At 53.1% G+C, this 14,098-nt stretch carries 14 protein-coding genes; 7 read left to right on the top strand and 7 right to left on the bottom strand.

The window, feature by feature from the left end:
* Nucleotides 1-6 precede the first annotated feature (6 nt).
* The 4 genes from H8K43_RS11165 to H8K43_RS11150 all read right to left on the bottom strand — a co-directional run bounded on the left by H8K43_RS11165 (nt 7) and on the right by H8K43_RS11150 (nt 3,012).
* Nucleotides 7-246 (bottom strand): type II toxin-antitoxin system antitoxin, encoded by a 240-nt coding sequence (locus H8K43_RS11165; RefSeq protein WP_186904050.1) that lies wholly within the window; start codon nt 244-246, stop codon nt 7-9.
* 2 nt (nt 247-248) lie between these two features.
* Nucleotides 249-530: a hypothetical protein gene (locus H8K43_RS11160; RefSeq protein ID WP_186903908.1), complete on the bottom strand. Its 282-nt coding sequence runs from the start codon at nt 528-530 to the stop codon at nt 249-251.
* Between the two features lie 80 nt (nt 531-610).
* A complete protein-coding gene (locus H8K43_RS11155; RefSeq protein WP_230403869.1) occupies nt 611-1,522 on the bottom strand; it encodes an SPFH domain-containing protein in 912 nt (303 codons plus the stop codon).
* A 110-nt stretch (nt 1,523-1,632) separates the two neighbouring features.
* Nucleotides 1,633-3,012, bottom strand: coding sequence for an MFS transporter (locus tag H8K43_RS11150; protein WP_186903907.1), 1,380 nt, complete (start codon nt 3,010-3,012; stop codon nt 1,633-1,635).
* Nucleotides 3,013-3,225: 213 nt separating this feature from the next.
* Between H8K43_RS11150 and H8K43_RS11145 the strand changes: the two genes are divergently transcribed.
* The 4 genes from H8K43_RS11145 to H8K43_RS11130 all read left to right on the top strand — a co-directional run bounded on the left by H8K43_RS11145 (nt 3,226) and on the right by H8K43_RS11130 (nt 8,484).
* Entirely contained in the window at nt 3,226-4,938 is a 1,713-nt protein-coding gene (locus H8K43_RS11145) for an SgrR family transcriptional regulator (protein WP_186903906.1), read from the top strand.
* Nucleotides 4,939-5,038: 100 nt separating this feature from the next.
* On the top strand, nt 5,039-6,439 hold the full coding sequence (locus H8K43_RS11140; RefSeq protein WP_186903905.1) for an MATE family efflux transporter: 1,401 nt from the start codon (nt 5,039-5,041) through the stop codon (nt 6,437-6,439).
* 23 nt (nt 6,440-6,462) lie between these two features.
* Nucleotides 6,463-7,554, top strand: coding sequence for a redox-regulated ATPase YchF (gene ychF, locus H8K43_RS11135; protein ID WP_162019006.1), 1,092 nt, complete (start codon nt 6,463-6,465; stop codon nt 7,552-7,554).
* A 366-nt stretch (nt 7,555-7,920) separates the two neighbouring features.
* Nucleotides 7,921-8,484: a hypothetical protein gene (locus H8K43_RS11130; protein WP_186903904.1), complete on the top strand. Its 564-nt coding sequence runs from the start codon at nt 7,921-7,923 to the stop codon at nt 8,482-8,484.
* A 693-nt stretch (nt 8,485-9,177) separates the two neighbouring features.
* Here H8K43_RS11130 and H8K43_RS11125 read toward each other — a convergent pair.
* Nucleotides 9,178-9,822 (bottom strand): cysteine hydrolase family protein, encoded by a 645-nt coding sequence (locus H8K43_RS11125; RefSeq protein WP_186903903.1) that lies wholly within the window; start codon nt 9,820-9,822, stop codon nt 9,178-9,180.
* 146 nt (nt 9,823-9,968) lie between these two features.
* Here H8K43_RS11125 and H8K43_RS11120 point away from each other — a divergent pair, with 146 nt between their 5' ends.
* The 3 genes from H8K43_RS11120 (at nt 9,969) to H8K43_RS11110 (ending at nt 13,127) form a co-directional block, all read left to right on the top strand.
* Nucleotides 9,969-10,967, top strand: a complete 999-nt coding sequence (locus tag H8K43_RS11120; RefSeq protein ID WP_186904035.1) for a GlxA family transcriptional regulator — start codon at nt 9,969-9,971, stop codon at nt 10,965-10,967.
* A gap of 163 nt (nt 10,968-11,130) precedes the next feature.
* Nucleotides 11,131-11,976, top strand: a complete 846-nt coding sequence (locus tag H8K43_RS11115; protein ID WP_186903902.1) for an MOSC domain-containing protein — start codon at nt 11,131-11,133, stop codon at nt 11,974-11,976.
* A gap of 23 nt (nt 11,977-11,999) precedes the next feature.
* Nucleotides 12,000-13,127 carry a GGDEF domain-containing protein gene (locus tag H8K43_RS11110; protein ID WP_186903901.1) on the top strand — a complete coding sequence of 376 codons (1,128 nt, stop codon included), beginning with the start codon at nt 12,000-12,002 and terminating at the stop codon, nt 13,125-13,127.
* 38 nt (nt 13,128-13,165) lie between these two features.
* Here H8K43_RS11110 and H8K43_RS11105 read toward each other — a convergent pair whose 3' ends face one another.
* Nucleotides 13,166-13,420: a YfhL family 4Fe-4S dicluster ferredoxin gene (locus H8K43_RS11105; protein WP_162019010.1), complete on the bottom strand. Its 255-nt coding sequence runs from the start codon at nt 13,418-13,420 to the stop codon at nt 13,166-13,168.
* A 56-nt stretch (nt 13,421-13,476) separates the two neighbouring features.
* On the bottom strand, nt 13,477-13,971 hold the full coding sequence (gene coaD, locus H8K43_RS11100) for a pantetheine-phosphate adenylyltransferase (RefSeq protein WP_162019011.1): 495 nt from the start codon (nt 13,969-13,971) through the stop codon (nt 13,477-13,479).
* Nucleotides 13,972-14,098: the final 127 nt, after the last annotated feature.

Here is a 14,098-nt window from a genome sequence, read left to right as displayed (position 1 = left end):
CGCTGTTCAGGATTTTTTATCCGCTTTATCTGCTAAGTCTGCGTCAGCCGCATCCGTCACATCCGCCTGACGCGATTGTGCAAGGGGCTTGCTGCGTGCCAGTCCGCGTTGCTGCAAGGACTGACGCAACATGTACTCGACCTGTGCATTCGCGCTGCGTAATTCCTGCGCAGCCAGCCTTTCTATCTCAATCCACAGGGCTGGATCTATACGCAACGGGAAGGATTTTTTACCTGGACTGGCCATCGCTATCCCTGAGACATATAAGTGAATGACTGGGGCTGGCCCAGATCAGCATGCCAGCGCGGCATGAGCTGACGCGCACGTTTCCATAGCTGTGCACCATTGCCAAAGCGTGCCAGCCAGGATGCAGGATCAGGCATGCCCGCTGCAGGCATCAACACTTGAATAACGGCTCCCGTTGTCACCATGTGCAAACCGGTAAAGCCCAGGCCAGGCTCATCCATGAACAACTCCACAGCACAACTCAGTAATAAAAACAGACACAGTCTGGCCAGGACGGCAGGCATAAAGCGCTCGCTTATCAGAAAAACGGCAGTTACAAAAACAGAAGCCGGAGCAGAGCTGAGCGTCCGCACCGGCCTATCTATCAATTATACAAAGTCCCGGTATTGATCACGGGCTGGGTTTCTTTATCCGAGCACAGCACCACCAGCAAATTGCTGACCATCGCTGCTTTGCGCTCATCGTCGAGTTCCACGATCTGACGCTCAGACAAGCCCTGCAAAGCGGCTTCCACCATACTGACCGCGCCATGGACGATTTTTTTACGCGCACTGATAATTGCTTCGGCCTGCTGACGGCGCAACATGACTTGTGCGATTTCTGCGGCATAGGCGAGATGGGTCAGTTTGGCATCTTCCACATCGATCCCGGCTGCTGCGAAACGGCTTTGTAACTCAGCACGCATCGCACTGGCAACCACTTCCATCCCGGCGCGCAAGGTGGTTTCACCTTCCGCTAAATCCTCACCATCGTCATACGCATACAAAGAAGCGATGTGGCGCAAAGCGGCTTCAGCCTGCACATTCACATAGCGTTCGAAATCATCCACATTAAAAATCGCCAGCGCACTGTCACGTACCCGCCAGACGATGGCTGCACCGATCTCCACCGGATTACCGCGTTTATCATTGACCTTCAGCGGTGCGGTGTTGAGTGTGCGTGCACGCAGACTGAGCTTGCGCTTGCTGTACAGCGGATTCACCCAGCGCAGTCCTTCGCTGCGATCAGTTCCCTTGTATTTACCAAATAAGGACAGCAGCGCTGCCTCGTTCGGCTGCAGCATATACAGCCCGGCAAATAAAAACGCACCCAGCGCGACAGGTATAACCCGCGCAAATACGCCAGCAATCCCGGTACCGAAAGGCATACTCACAAAACTGTATACGCCCCCTGCAATCAGCAGTACAGCAAGACCAACCATCAAATAACCATCGGATGACTGCAACTGACGTTCCTGCGTGACATTGCGTGCAATAACTTGTTGTTCAGTTTTCATTTTACCTCCTGAATGATTTCACCATTGAAATCAAAGTGATATCACTTTAGTAGAAGATAGTTCAGCTAGCAAGGGTAATTTTGATATTTTTTTACCGTAGATGCTGACCGTCAAAAAAAGCCACGCAGGGTACGCACAGCAGTACCGGCCATGCGCTGTGCCGCGCGAGGACGGGCTGAGCTCAGTGTTTCGCTGGCCGCTGCTGGCTTAGCAGCACAACGTGACTGTGCACGCATCCCCAGCACATAACACAGCAGACCTGCCAGCGCAGCGCTGATCAGGGCCATAAACATGCTATGCGCAGAAAAATGGGTGAGCAAATATCCGCTGACGACGGGATTCAGTGCGGTCCCCAGCGTTGCCAGACTTTGTACGCCGTAATAGCTGCCACGCTGTGCAGGCGGTGCGATCATATCGATACACAGGAATTCACAGGGAATCACAATCACTTCACCCACAGTAAACAAGGCCGTCGCCAGCATCCACTGCCAGCGCTGATCCGCAAACATAAAGCCCGCCAGCCCCAGGATGTACATCGCTATTCCCAAACTGATCCAGCGCAGGAAGCTTTGTGCCTGTATGCGTTTGCCGATCAGATACTGCAGGCCGACTACACCGATGGTATTCACCATCAGCATCGCTGGCAGTAGTTCAGCCGCCGCCGGCACACCCCGGCTGCTAATCAGATACTGCGACAGATAACCAGTAATAAAACGTCCGAATACAAAGGAAGTCAGCATGCTGGCAATCGTGAATAACAGCAAGCGCCGGTCTTGCCGCAAATCCCGCAAGGTGTCACTAAAGCGCGCCGGTGTGACAGCCGCAGACCTTTGCAATGCCGCGTCTGCTGGCACAGCCACCGCCAGATTCTGAACCAGCCAGGACGCCAGCAAAGCAAAGCCGGCGGCTATCCATAAGGGGGCTGCCATATTCCAGCCAAACAGCCAGGTACCAAACAAAGGGCCGAGTGCGAATGCCAGATTGATCAACAAATAATTCATCGAAAAAGCGCGCGCACGCTCAGCTGGCGACAAATAATCTGCCAGCATAGATTTCAGAGCAATACTGCGTAGTACCAGCGCAGATTCAATCAGCGCCAGCATCAGGAAGGCCAGCCAGGCATAGGCGGCCAGACTGAGTAACACCGAACTCAGCGCCACCAGCACACAAGCCCAGGCCATTAAACGTGGTTTAGGCATACGATCAGCCAGATAACCGGAAAACACACCGGACGCTGTTGCGACCAGCATACTGCCGCCCAGTATCCAGCCTATCGCATGCTGGCTCAGCCCGAATTGCCGGGTCAAAAACAGCACCATCACCGGCAATGCAAATGCGCGCCCGATGACGAAGATGAAGGAGCTGGCCAGCAAACGCCGCACCGGTGCAGGAAACGCCGATGCATCATGCTGCAGACCTGAACGCATGCCCGGCACAAGACGAAGCAAACGACTCGGGCGGTTACGAATGACAGAGCTGGCTGATTTCATGGCTGACCCCAATAGCGAAAAATATACATTGAACTGCTGCGCAGCTCCGGCGCCAACCAGGCTCGCGGCAGGAATGGAATCAGTATCCGTATAAAAGCAGACAAAAAAAATGGAAGAAGAAAATATTTTTATTTCCGCTTTTCTGATTGTTTTAAGCTTGCATAATTCAGTCTCAATGATGGAATATAAGTCTATGCTCACTGGCCCCTAAGTATGAAACTGCGCGACCAATACACCAAGCTCTATGAACTCATGCAAGGCAGGCAGCAACCCGGTTTGCCTGCGCTGGCAGAGGCCATGCATTGCAGCGAAAGGAATATGCGTCATCTGCTGGCCAAAATGCAGGAGCAAGGCTGGCTGCAGTGGACAGCGGCACGCGGACGTGGCCATCATTCGCAATTGCAGCTATTGAAAACGCCGGACGCACTGGCCCTGGATCACTTATCGGGCTTGCTCGCACGCGGCGATCTGGAACAGGCTTTTGCGAGTCTGGGGCGCGCGCAGCGCAAGCAACTGGCGAGCCGCTTACCCGCCTATCTGGGCTTATCCGATGGTAAGCAACAGCTGTTACGCATGCCGCTGTACCGGCCCATTGCCAGCCTCGATCCTTTACATGCATACGGAAGACTGGAAGCGCATCTGATCCGTCAGATTTTTTCAAGGCTGCTGACCTTTGATCATCAGCAGCGTAGCCTGCGTCCGGTACTTGCGCATCACTGGGAAAGCGAAGATGAGGCGCGCGTCTGGCACTTCTGGTTACGCCCCGGACTGAGTTTTCATGATGGCAGTGAACTGGGACCGGAAGACGTGAAAGCGACGTTCTTACGACTGCGCGATCAGTATTCAATTTATCAAAACCTGTACCGTCATATTAAGCGCATAGAGCTGGGACCAAATCAACGTATCAGCTTTTACTTACAGCACAGCGACTACTTATGGCCGCATTGTCTGGCGACCGCTATGTCCTCTATCGTGCCACGCCAGCGTGCGCGCAATTTCGCGCAGTTTCCGGTTGGCTGCGGTGCGTTTAAAGTGATACGCAATAATCCCTACCAGCTCAGTCTGCAGGCGTTTAAATCGTATTATCGCGAAGGCGCTTTGCTGGATGAAATCGATCTGTGGGTGATGCAGCCCAGTGCGGAACAGGCAGGCTTCGATTTACAGTTCGGCTATGATCCGGCAAACGCCAGAAAACAGCAAAGCACCATGATTGCAGAGTCCGGCTGTACGCATCTGATCTGCAATCCCGCCCATCCTCTGTTCCGCAGCACACAACAAAGGCTGGCCTGGGCCGACTGGCTGGCACCGGAAACTCTGTTTCCATCCGATGACCCGGCGCGCAAACCGGCAGCGGGCTTACTGCCGGGCTGGACCCACCGCGTCGCGCGTGCGGGCGAATGCCCTGCTTTCCGGCGTGGCAGCAAGCTGCGTTTTGTGACCGGACAATCGAATGAAATTCTGCACCTCGGTGCATTGATACAAGCCAGGCTACAGGCTGCCGGACTGGAAGTCGAATGGCGCACTGTCAACTTCAAGGAACAGATGAGCCGCGACTGGATGCAGGAATGCGACTTATATCTCGCCAGAGAAATCATGCACGATGATCAGGACTTTGGCTGCTTTGAATGGTTTAGCGCCGACACCCTGTACCGGCGCTGGATGCCGGAAGCGGTATGGCAGCAAATCGATCAGCAATTGCGGCACATACAGGCTGAGCCTGACAGCGCCAGCAGAATGCCTGCCTACGCGCGTATCGGTCAGCAATTAGTCGAAGACGGATGGCTGATACCGGTGTCCCACGAAAATCATTTCGTCAGCGTGGCACCACATGTAGCCGGAGTGCGCATGACGCCGCTGGGCTTTGTGTCGTTCTGCGAACTGTGGCTGAAGGACACACCAGAAGCTCAGCATATGCCAGCAATGTAGCGCAGCTCAGACAGCTTTAGCGGACAGCACCATTTGAGTGCATACGCTCAGATAAGGTAAGATGCGGGTCCAGCTGTAATAGCATTTCACTAGTCTCGTCATGAAAACCCGCATCCGCACCGAAGCCGCCGCACTATGGCATTTAGCCTGGCCAGTATTAATAGGACAACTCGCCACCGTAGGCATGGGCGTGGCGGACGTCGCCATGACCGGCCACTTCAGTGCCGAAGAACTGGCTGCGGTATCGCTTGGCACCTCACTCTGGACTATCGTGCTGGTGACCGCGATGGGTGTGATGATGGCGGTCAATGCTGTGGTGTCACATGAAGTCGGCGCCGGGCAAACCCAGCGCGTGCCGCATGTGGTTCGGCAGTCGATGTGGATGGGGATGGGCATAGGCCTGGCCGGTTGCGTGTTACTGAATGCGTCCACCCTGGTGTTTGACTATCTGATGCTGGAGCCACAGGTACAGGAAAAAGCCGCGCGCTTTGTGCATATCATCAGCATAGGCATGCCAGCATTCGCGATATACCGTGCGCTGTATGGCTATACCACCAGCCTGAATCAAACCAAACCCGTGATGCTGATCGCAGTCGCCGGACTGGTATTCAATATCATCATTAACTGGCTGTTCATCTATGGCCGCTTTGGCTTGCCTCAACTGGGCGCCAGCGGCTGTGCACTGGCGACCGGACTGGGTATCTGGCTGATGCTGGGAGCGATGCTGTGGTGGATGCGGCGTTCGCCGGTGTATCGGGAGACCTATCCTTTCCATCAGTCAGAAGCGCCACACTGGCCGGAAATCCGCTCCATGCTGAAGCTGGGTCTGCCGATAGGCGTGACTTATTTTGCTGAAGTCTCGGCATTTTCTGCAGTCGGCCTGCTGATCGCGCGCTTTGGTGTGATCGAAGTCTCATCCAACCAGATCGCATTGAATTTCTCTTCGCTGGTGTTTATGGTGCCGATGAGCATAGGCATCGCCCTCACCACCCGGGTCGGACAAAGTCTGGGGGAAGGCGATGCAGAGCGCGCACGATTTGTTTCCTGGGTCGGCGTCAGTCTGGGGGTGATTTTTTCTGTACTGTCGGCCAGCCTGATCACGATATTCCGTGACCTGATCGCTGCCGCTTACACCTCGGACCCGGCGGTACAGCGTCTGACTGCGGACTTATTGTTATTCGCAGCGATATTCCAGTTATCGGATGCCGCCCAGGTCACCACGTCCTGTGCAATCCGGGGTTACAAAATCACACGCACCCCTATGCTGATCCACCTGATGGCCTTTTACGGCTTTGCGCTGCCTATCGGCTGCCTGTTAGGTCTGGGGATAGCACCAGACTGGTTGCCTTGGCGACCACAAACGCCGATGGCGGCAGCAGGTTTCTGGATAGGTCTGGTATCCGGTCTGACCGTGGCTGGCATCCTGTTACTCGCTTATTTGCACAGGATCAGTCAAGGCAGGATCAGATTGACGGCTAATTCCGGTAAAATAGCGGGTTAATTCCATCTTACTGGCAAAATATCATGAGTCTCAAATGCGGCATCGTCGGCCTGCCTAACGTCGGCAAATCCACCTTATTCAATGCACTGACTAAAGCGGGCATCCCGGCAGAAAACTACCCTTTCTGCACCATTGAGCCTAACGTCGGTGTGGTGGAAGTTCCTGATCCACGCCTGAAACAGCTGTCTGAGATCGTGAAACCTGAGCGCGTCCAGAACGCCATCGTGGAGTTCGTTGACATCGCAGGTCTGGTGGCCGGTGCATCCAAAGGTGAAGGCCTGGGCAATCAGTTCCTGGCACACATCCGCGAAACCGATGCGATCGTCAACGTAGTACGCTGCTTTGAAGACCCGAACGTGATCCACGTCGCCGGTAAAGTCAGCCCGCTCGATGACATCGAAGTGATACAGACCGAACTGGCATTGGCCGACATGGGCAGCGTGGAAAAAGCGATCCATCGCGAAAACAAAAAAGCCCGCTCCGGCGACAAAGACGCCGCCAAGCTGGTTGCCTTGTTAGAGCGCCTCATGCCGGCGCTGAACGATGCCAAGCCAGTACGCGCACTGGGTCTGGATGCCGAAGAAATGGCCTTGCTCAAGCCACTGTGCCTGATCACTGCTAAACCAGCGATGTATGTCGCCAATGTGGCAGACGACGGCTTCACTAATAATCCTTTGCTGGACCAGCTGACCGAATACGCTAAATCCCAGAACGCGCCTATCGTCTCTATCTGCGCAGCGATAGAAGCGGAAATCGCTGACCTGGATGATGCCGATAAAGCCGACTTCCTGGCCGATATGGGCATGGAAGAGCCAGGCCTGGATCGCCTGATCCGCGCTGGTTTCAAATTATTGGGTCTGCAAACTTACTTCACCGCCGGCGTCAAAGAAGTACGCGCCTGGACTATCCACGTTGGTGACACTGCACCACAGGCAGCCGGCGTGATCCACACCGACTTCGAACGCGGCTTCATCCGCGCCCAAACCATCGCATTTGATGACTACATCCAGTTCAAAGGCGAAGCCGGTGCCAAAGAAGCAGGCAAAATGCGCGCTGAAGGTAAAGAGTACATCGTCAAAGACGGTGACGTACTGAACTTCCTGTTCAATGTATAAACCTGCTAAGCAGGTTTCAATCGGTTTTATGAAGTTACGAAAAATCTGAATAGACCTGGATGCAAAAAAGCCGCGATGATTCGCGGCTTTTTTGTTGCCGGTGACGTTTCATTTCATTTACAAGTTACTTCACTTTTAACGTACATCCGAACTAGGCTTTGCATCGGACCGTTTTTAAGTCGCGGTTTCGTAGATCTTCTACGCAAAAGTATTCTACAAAACCACAACTTAAAAACTTTCTCTGAACTTAACCTTAGTGCTGCCATGCACACCTCAGTTTTCAACGTCAATAAACTATTGACAAATCAAAGTCATCAATCTACTCTTGACTAGTCAATACTTTATTGACGCCAATTTAAGGAGAAAATGATGAAACCCACCCACAGTGTTGGCGAGTCCCTCGGCCATACTGGTTTACGTAATGACATAGAAAAGGCTATCCTGAAACACGCGGGTCTATCAAAGAGTTCGGAAACTGATCCCGCTTTTTTGCTCCGTTTGGTTGATGCCACCAGCGAATCGGTTGAACTTTGCGGAAAACTACAACGCACTGCAGTACTCCAGGCTCGTCGATCAGACATTCCGTGGTCGGAAATTGGCTCAGTCATGGGTATTACTCGTCAAGCGGCACAGCAGCGTTTTGCCCCCGAAGACTTTCCTGAGTTGCCTGCGGATAATACTAAACGCATTTCTGGGGCTACCGCTTTAAATGAGATGGATATTCTCAAGGTGGAAGAAAAAAACGGCTATCACCTAATTGGTTTTGGCCCATTATTTCTCACAGTCATGGCCTCCAATAAAATATGGGAACATTGCCGATTGTATTCATTCAAAATAACGAGCAAACGGACCCAAATGGAGACTGAAGGCTGGATCTATGTTGGCACTTGGTTTCCTTTCCACTATTTCAAGCGCATCGTATCTGAGTAACCTGAACCATTACCAGGCAATCTTTCCGTCCAAACTATCGAGAAACACACCGTGAATGAGTGATTCTTAGAAGATTAGCCCTGCCGCTTTTTTGACTATTTTTGACCCTCAGCTATGTGCCGAGTCTGGAAAATTATTGGTCGGGGTGTATCAGACCAATCAATTTGGTGCGTAACAATACATTTAAACCGGACTCAATAGCATGGCGCACAACCACTATTGAATGGCATCCTATGAGGGAATTTTCACGCAACAAATTGTGGCAAGCGATGCTGAAAACTAGCTGCTGTTTGCAGTAGAGAATTTCTGGTTTTTTTTTGTGAAAATTGACGGTACCTAGATTGCAAATACGCACTCACCCAAAATTTCAGCAATCCCGTTCCCCGCTCTTTTCATGAAAAACAGCTACTCGTTTCTGCGAAAATTTTTAAAAGAAAACGCCAGATAAAATCTACGATGAAACACAAACTACTCCTTCACCGAACATGAATGTGTCACAAGCTTCGAAGAAATAAACATAGAAATGGATACAGATATACAAATCCAATTATTTACTACTTTAAAGTCACATTAATTACTCAATAACTAAAAGCTAATACCTAAAATCCTATCTGGTAAGACCTGACTGTACGCTAAAAAGCGGAGCCCATACCACGCTCCGCTTTTTTATTGGCATCAGCGCTTAGGGCTTGCTTACGGTTTGCTAAGCGCATCCTGATGCGATACATACACATTGCTGTGGCTGAGCGAGACTTGTTGAGCAAGTGCGGCTAACCACTGATCCGTGCTGCAAGAACTCGCGAAATTGGAATGGAATACCACCTGAAAGACGCGGTGGATTTCTTCTGCGCTGGCAGCACCAGCCGCATTGCGGTAAGGCAGAGAACCACTGGCATCGCTTAAGATTTCGACCTGATAGCCGCGATGGGCCGCTTCAAATATAGTGCTGGCATTGCAGTTATGCGTCATATAGCCAACGATGCTCAGGGTATCGATCTGCAAGGCCTGCAATTGTGCGTCCAGCGTGGTTCCGGTGAATGAACTCGCCATTGTCTTTTCTATCTGTGCGGTCGATGGACGGCGTGCGACTTCTTCATGCAAAGTCCAGCTGGCAGAACCGCGTGCGAATATGGGTGAATTTTCCGGTGCCGAATGCTGAATCACGAAGACTGGTATGCCAGCCTGATGGGCGGCGTCCATGGCGCGGCCTATCTGTTGCAGGGAGGTTTGTGGATCGGGGTAGCTGATACGCATCTGGCCGCTGAAATATTCATTCTGGACGTCGATCACTATCAGGGCGCGACGCGGTGCCGCTGCAGTCTGGTTCAATGTGGACATAGGATTTCCTTTCGGTTTGGTCAAGGCTGTTTAGTACAGTCAGATTCAGGACGGGCAGCAGAGTTGAACTGCATGGAGTGGGATTGTGGATGAATTCGCTGCATCTGCAGAGTGACCCGATTGCCATTTACCGATACAATCAGGCCATGACGACATCTGCCCTTTCTTCTACGCCAGTACAGGTTGCGGTGCTTGCCTTTGATGGCATCAGCCCGTTTCATTTATCGGTCCCCAGCCTGGTGTTTGGCGAGTCAGTCCAGACCGCTGAACAAGCTGCATTTGAAGTCAGAGTCTGTGCTGCAGAAACCCGGCGTGGCAGCCGCAAACTGCGCAGCAGCGCTGGTTTTTACATAGAGCCGCGCTATGGTTATCGCACGCTGCGTGAGGCCAATATCGTGATCATTCCGTCCTGGCACCAGGATCTGCGCCCTGCCTCACCCGAATTACTGACACAACTGAGGAAAGCCCATGCGGCTGGAGCAATGATGGTCGGCCTGTGTCTGGGCGCATTCGTACTGGCACAATGCGGCTTACTGCAAGGGCGCACCGCAACCACACATTGGGCTGCAGCGAACGAATTTGCGCTGCGTTTTCCAGAGGTGATTCTGGCGCCGGATGTGCTGTATGTCGCGCATGCTGACGTGATGACTTCGGCAGGCACCGCAGCGGCGATTGACTGCTGCCTGCATATTCTGCGCACACAATGCGGCCCCGAAGCGGCGGCACAAGTAGCACGCAAACTGGTGGTGGCACCGCACCGGCAAGGTGGTCAGGCGCAGTACATAGAGCGGCCACTGCCGGAGTCCGCCAGCGACCAGCGGCTGACGCAGGTGATGGACTGGATGCTGGCGCACTTGTGTGAAACGCCGTCTGTCGATGAACTGGCATCGCGTGCCTGTATGAGCCGGCGCAGCTTCACCCGCCATTTTCAGCAGCAAACCGGCAGCAGCCCCGGCAAATGGCTGCTGTATCAGCGGCTGAACCATGCACAGCGCGCATTGGAAAGCAGTGAGCTGGGCATAGAACAGATCGCACTGCAAAGCGGCTTTGGCTCGGCGCTGATGATGCGGCGTTACTTCGCGCGGGAATTACAGATTTCACCGTCTTCTTACCGCCAGCAATTCCGCACTGCTGAGCCGGCCTGACTGCGCTCAGGCTGTCGCTGTGTTGCGCCCACGAAGTGAACGAAGCAGAGCGTTTGTCGTTGCAAGATGACATAAAAAAGCAAGGTGCAGAAAAAGTGTAACACTGACTGAACACAACCGTTCTACAATATCTGCTTCAGTATTTTCTTTTGCCGGAATCCGCATGCCCTATCTCAGCGAGCTCAATCTCTACCCGATTAAATCCTGTGCCGGTATCAGCCTGAGCAGTGCAGTCATCGGTGAGAGCGGACTGGAGTATCAGGGTGTACGTGACCGTGAATGGATGCTGGTCACGCCTGATGGTCAGTTCCTGACACAACGCAGCCAGCCACAGATGGCGCGCCTGCGCACCCAGATCGAGGATGGCGTGCTGCGCGTCAGCTGGAGCGGCCAGCCAGATGTACTGCTGCCACCTGACATCGTCTGGCAGCGTGAATTAGCGGTGACGGTATGGGACGATACGCTGCCTGCGCTGGATGCGGGCGATACGATAGCTGCATGGTTTTCTGCTGCGCTGGGATTGGACTGCCGCCTGGTGAAAGTTGCGCCACACGCGCAACGTACAGCCAGCCTCAAATGGACCGGTGAGCCTGGCGTGCGCACGCTGTTCGCCGACGGCTATCCTTTTCTGCTGGCGGCACAATCCTCGCTGGACGATCTGAATCAGCGCGCTGTCGCGCAAGGCCATGCAGCCGTTCCCATCAATCGCTTCCGGCCCAATCTGGTGATCGCAGACAGTCCTGCGTTTGAAGAAGATTATGCAGCGCATTTTGTTTTCAGTGATGGCGTGGAATTACGTGCTGTCAAACCCTGCACGCGCTGCCCTATGCCAGCGGTCGATCAGGCCAGCGGGGTAGCCGGATGGAATCCGGTCGATATACTGCAAAGCTATCGGTCCAATCCCAAGGTCGACGGTGAAACTACCTTTGGTGTGAATCTGGTGGTGGCACAAGGGCTGGGCAAGACACTGCAAGTCGGTGCGCTGCTGGACATAGAAATCGCATTCTGAGACCGGGAAGCCATCAGATCACCATGAACCACACTCTGCATCCGGCCCATATCCAGCATCAGCTCGAGCAAATGCGTCAGGAAAATCTCCTGCTGCGTACACGTCTGCAAGATATCCTGGAGCAGGCGCACCGCAATCAGAACATCATGGAGCGGCATCAGCACTTCGATCTGAAGATCATTGGTGCCAGCCATTTTGAAGAACTGATCAGTCATATTTTCAGTGCGCTCGCGATTACATCCGAGCTTGATATGGTGACGCTGATCTTACTCGATGCGCGCACAGACCTGCAAAAAATGCTGGCGGATCTGCGTATCGATCTGTCTTCATTTCCGCATCTGCATTTCATACGCCACAGTAAAGAATTACAGATCCACAGCCTGCCTTTACTCAAGCCTGTACTGGGGCCTTATCAAGACCTGCACCATGCACGCCTGTTCCGCTGCTGTCACAAAAAGCCACGCAGCGTGGCTGTGATACCGCTGCTGCGTCAAAATAAGCTGATCGGTTATCTGAATCTGGGCAGCCTGCAGGCAGATCGTTTTCAACACAGTATGGCGACCGACTTTATTGAACGCCTGGGTTCCATCATTGCGATCTGTCTGGAAAACGTGCTCAATAATGAGCGTCTGGTCTATATCGGCCTGACCGACCCGCTGACTCAGGTCAGCAACCGGCGCTATGTGGAACAGCGCATGCTGGAAGAAATTGCACGTGCCAGACGCCAGAATTACAGCATCGCCTGCATGTATCTGGATATCGACTACTTCAAAAACATCAATGACCAGTGCGGTCATCAGGGTGGTGATGATGTGCTGTGTGAAGTAGCGCGCCGCATCAAGGCCGAGCTGCGGCTCAGTGATACGCTGGGACGTTTTGGCGGCGAAGAGTTTGTGGTCTTGCTCATCAATACCAGCCTGCACGATGCTGCGCTGGTGGCCGAACGCATACGGCGCAGTATCGCATCCAGCCCGTTTGCACTGACTGATGGCGGACAGTGCAAGACCAGTATTTCCATCGGCCTCACGGTGGTCGGATTACAAGAGAATTTCGGCGATGCTAACCATGTTGCTCGCGAGATGCTGGCGCGTGCTGACCACGCTTTATATGCAGCCAAACATGGTGGCCGTAACCGCGTCTGCTATCAGTAAGCACAGCGCAGGAAGCGCTGCTGTATATACGAAGTTAGTTATTTCTGTTCCGCCTGCAGCCGCTCGTATTTGGCTTGCAGCTGAGCTGGCGTCTCACGCCATTCAGGATTAAACGGAATACAGTTGACCGGACAAACCTGCTTGCATTGCGGCTCTTTGTAGTGACCTACGCATTCGGTGCATTTGTGCGCATCGATTTCATAAATTTCCGGGCCCATGAAGATGGCATCATTGGGGCACTCGGGTTCGCAAACGTCGCAATTAATGCAATCGTCTGTAATCATTAACGCCATGTCTATCTCTTTCTGAAAACCACCCTGCCTGCGTGTCCGGCAGGGTGTGGTACAGCTTACTTATTTTCGTTGAGCGCAGCGACTTTCTGCTTGAGCCAACGGTCTACTGAAGGGAATACAAATTTGGAGACATCGCCGCCAAACATTGCAATTTCACGCACGATGGTGCCGGAGATGAACTGATACTGATCCGACGGCGTCAGAAACAAGGTCTCTACATCCGGCAGCAAATAGCGGTTCATGCCTGCCATCTGAAACTCATATTCAAAATCCGACACAGCACGCAAACCGCGCACGATCACACGGGCGTCGTTTTTTCGTACAAAGTCTTTTAACAAGCCGGAAAAGCTCTCTACCCGCACATTCGGATAATGCCCCAAAACCTCATTGGCGATACTCAGGCGCTCTTCCAGTGAGAAAAAAGGGCGTTTGCTCTTACTGTCGGCAACGCCCACCACCAGCGTATCGAATAAGCCTGAGGCGCGACGTACCAAATCCTCATGACCACGGGTCAAAGGATCGAATGTTCCCGGATAAACGGCTGTGACCATCTTCACTCCCTTTTTTTTCACTTATCGTACAGGGTTTGCACCAAGACTTAACAATAGGACTGACACAACATTTTGCCGGTAAGCTATGGTCACGCAGACAGTACATTTGTACGGCAAGGAACCATAA

Origin of the sequence: Cognatundibacterium curvum (assembly GCF_014284235.1) — a bacterium.
In the GTDB taxonomy this organism is placed as follows: domain Bacteria; phylum Pseudomonadota; class Gammaproteobacteria; order Burkholderiales; family Burkholderiaceae_D; genus Undibacterium; species Undibacterium curvum.
The sequence above is the reverse complement of the archived record's forward strand: the minus strand, read 5'-3'. Positions and strand labels throughout refer to the sequence as shown.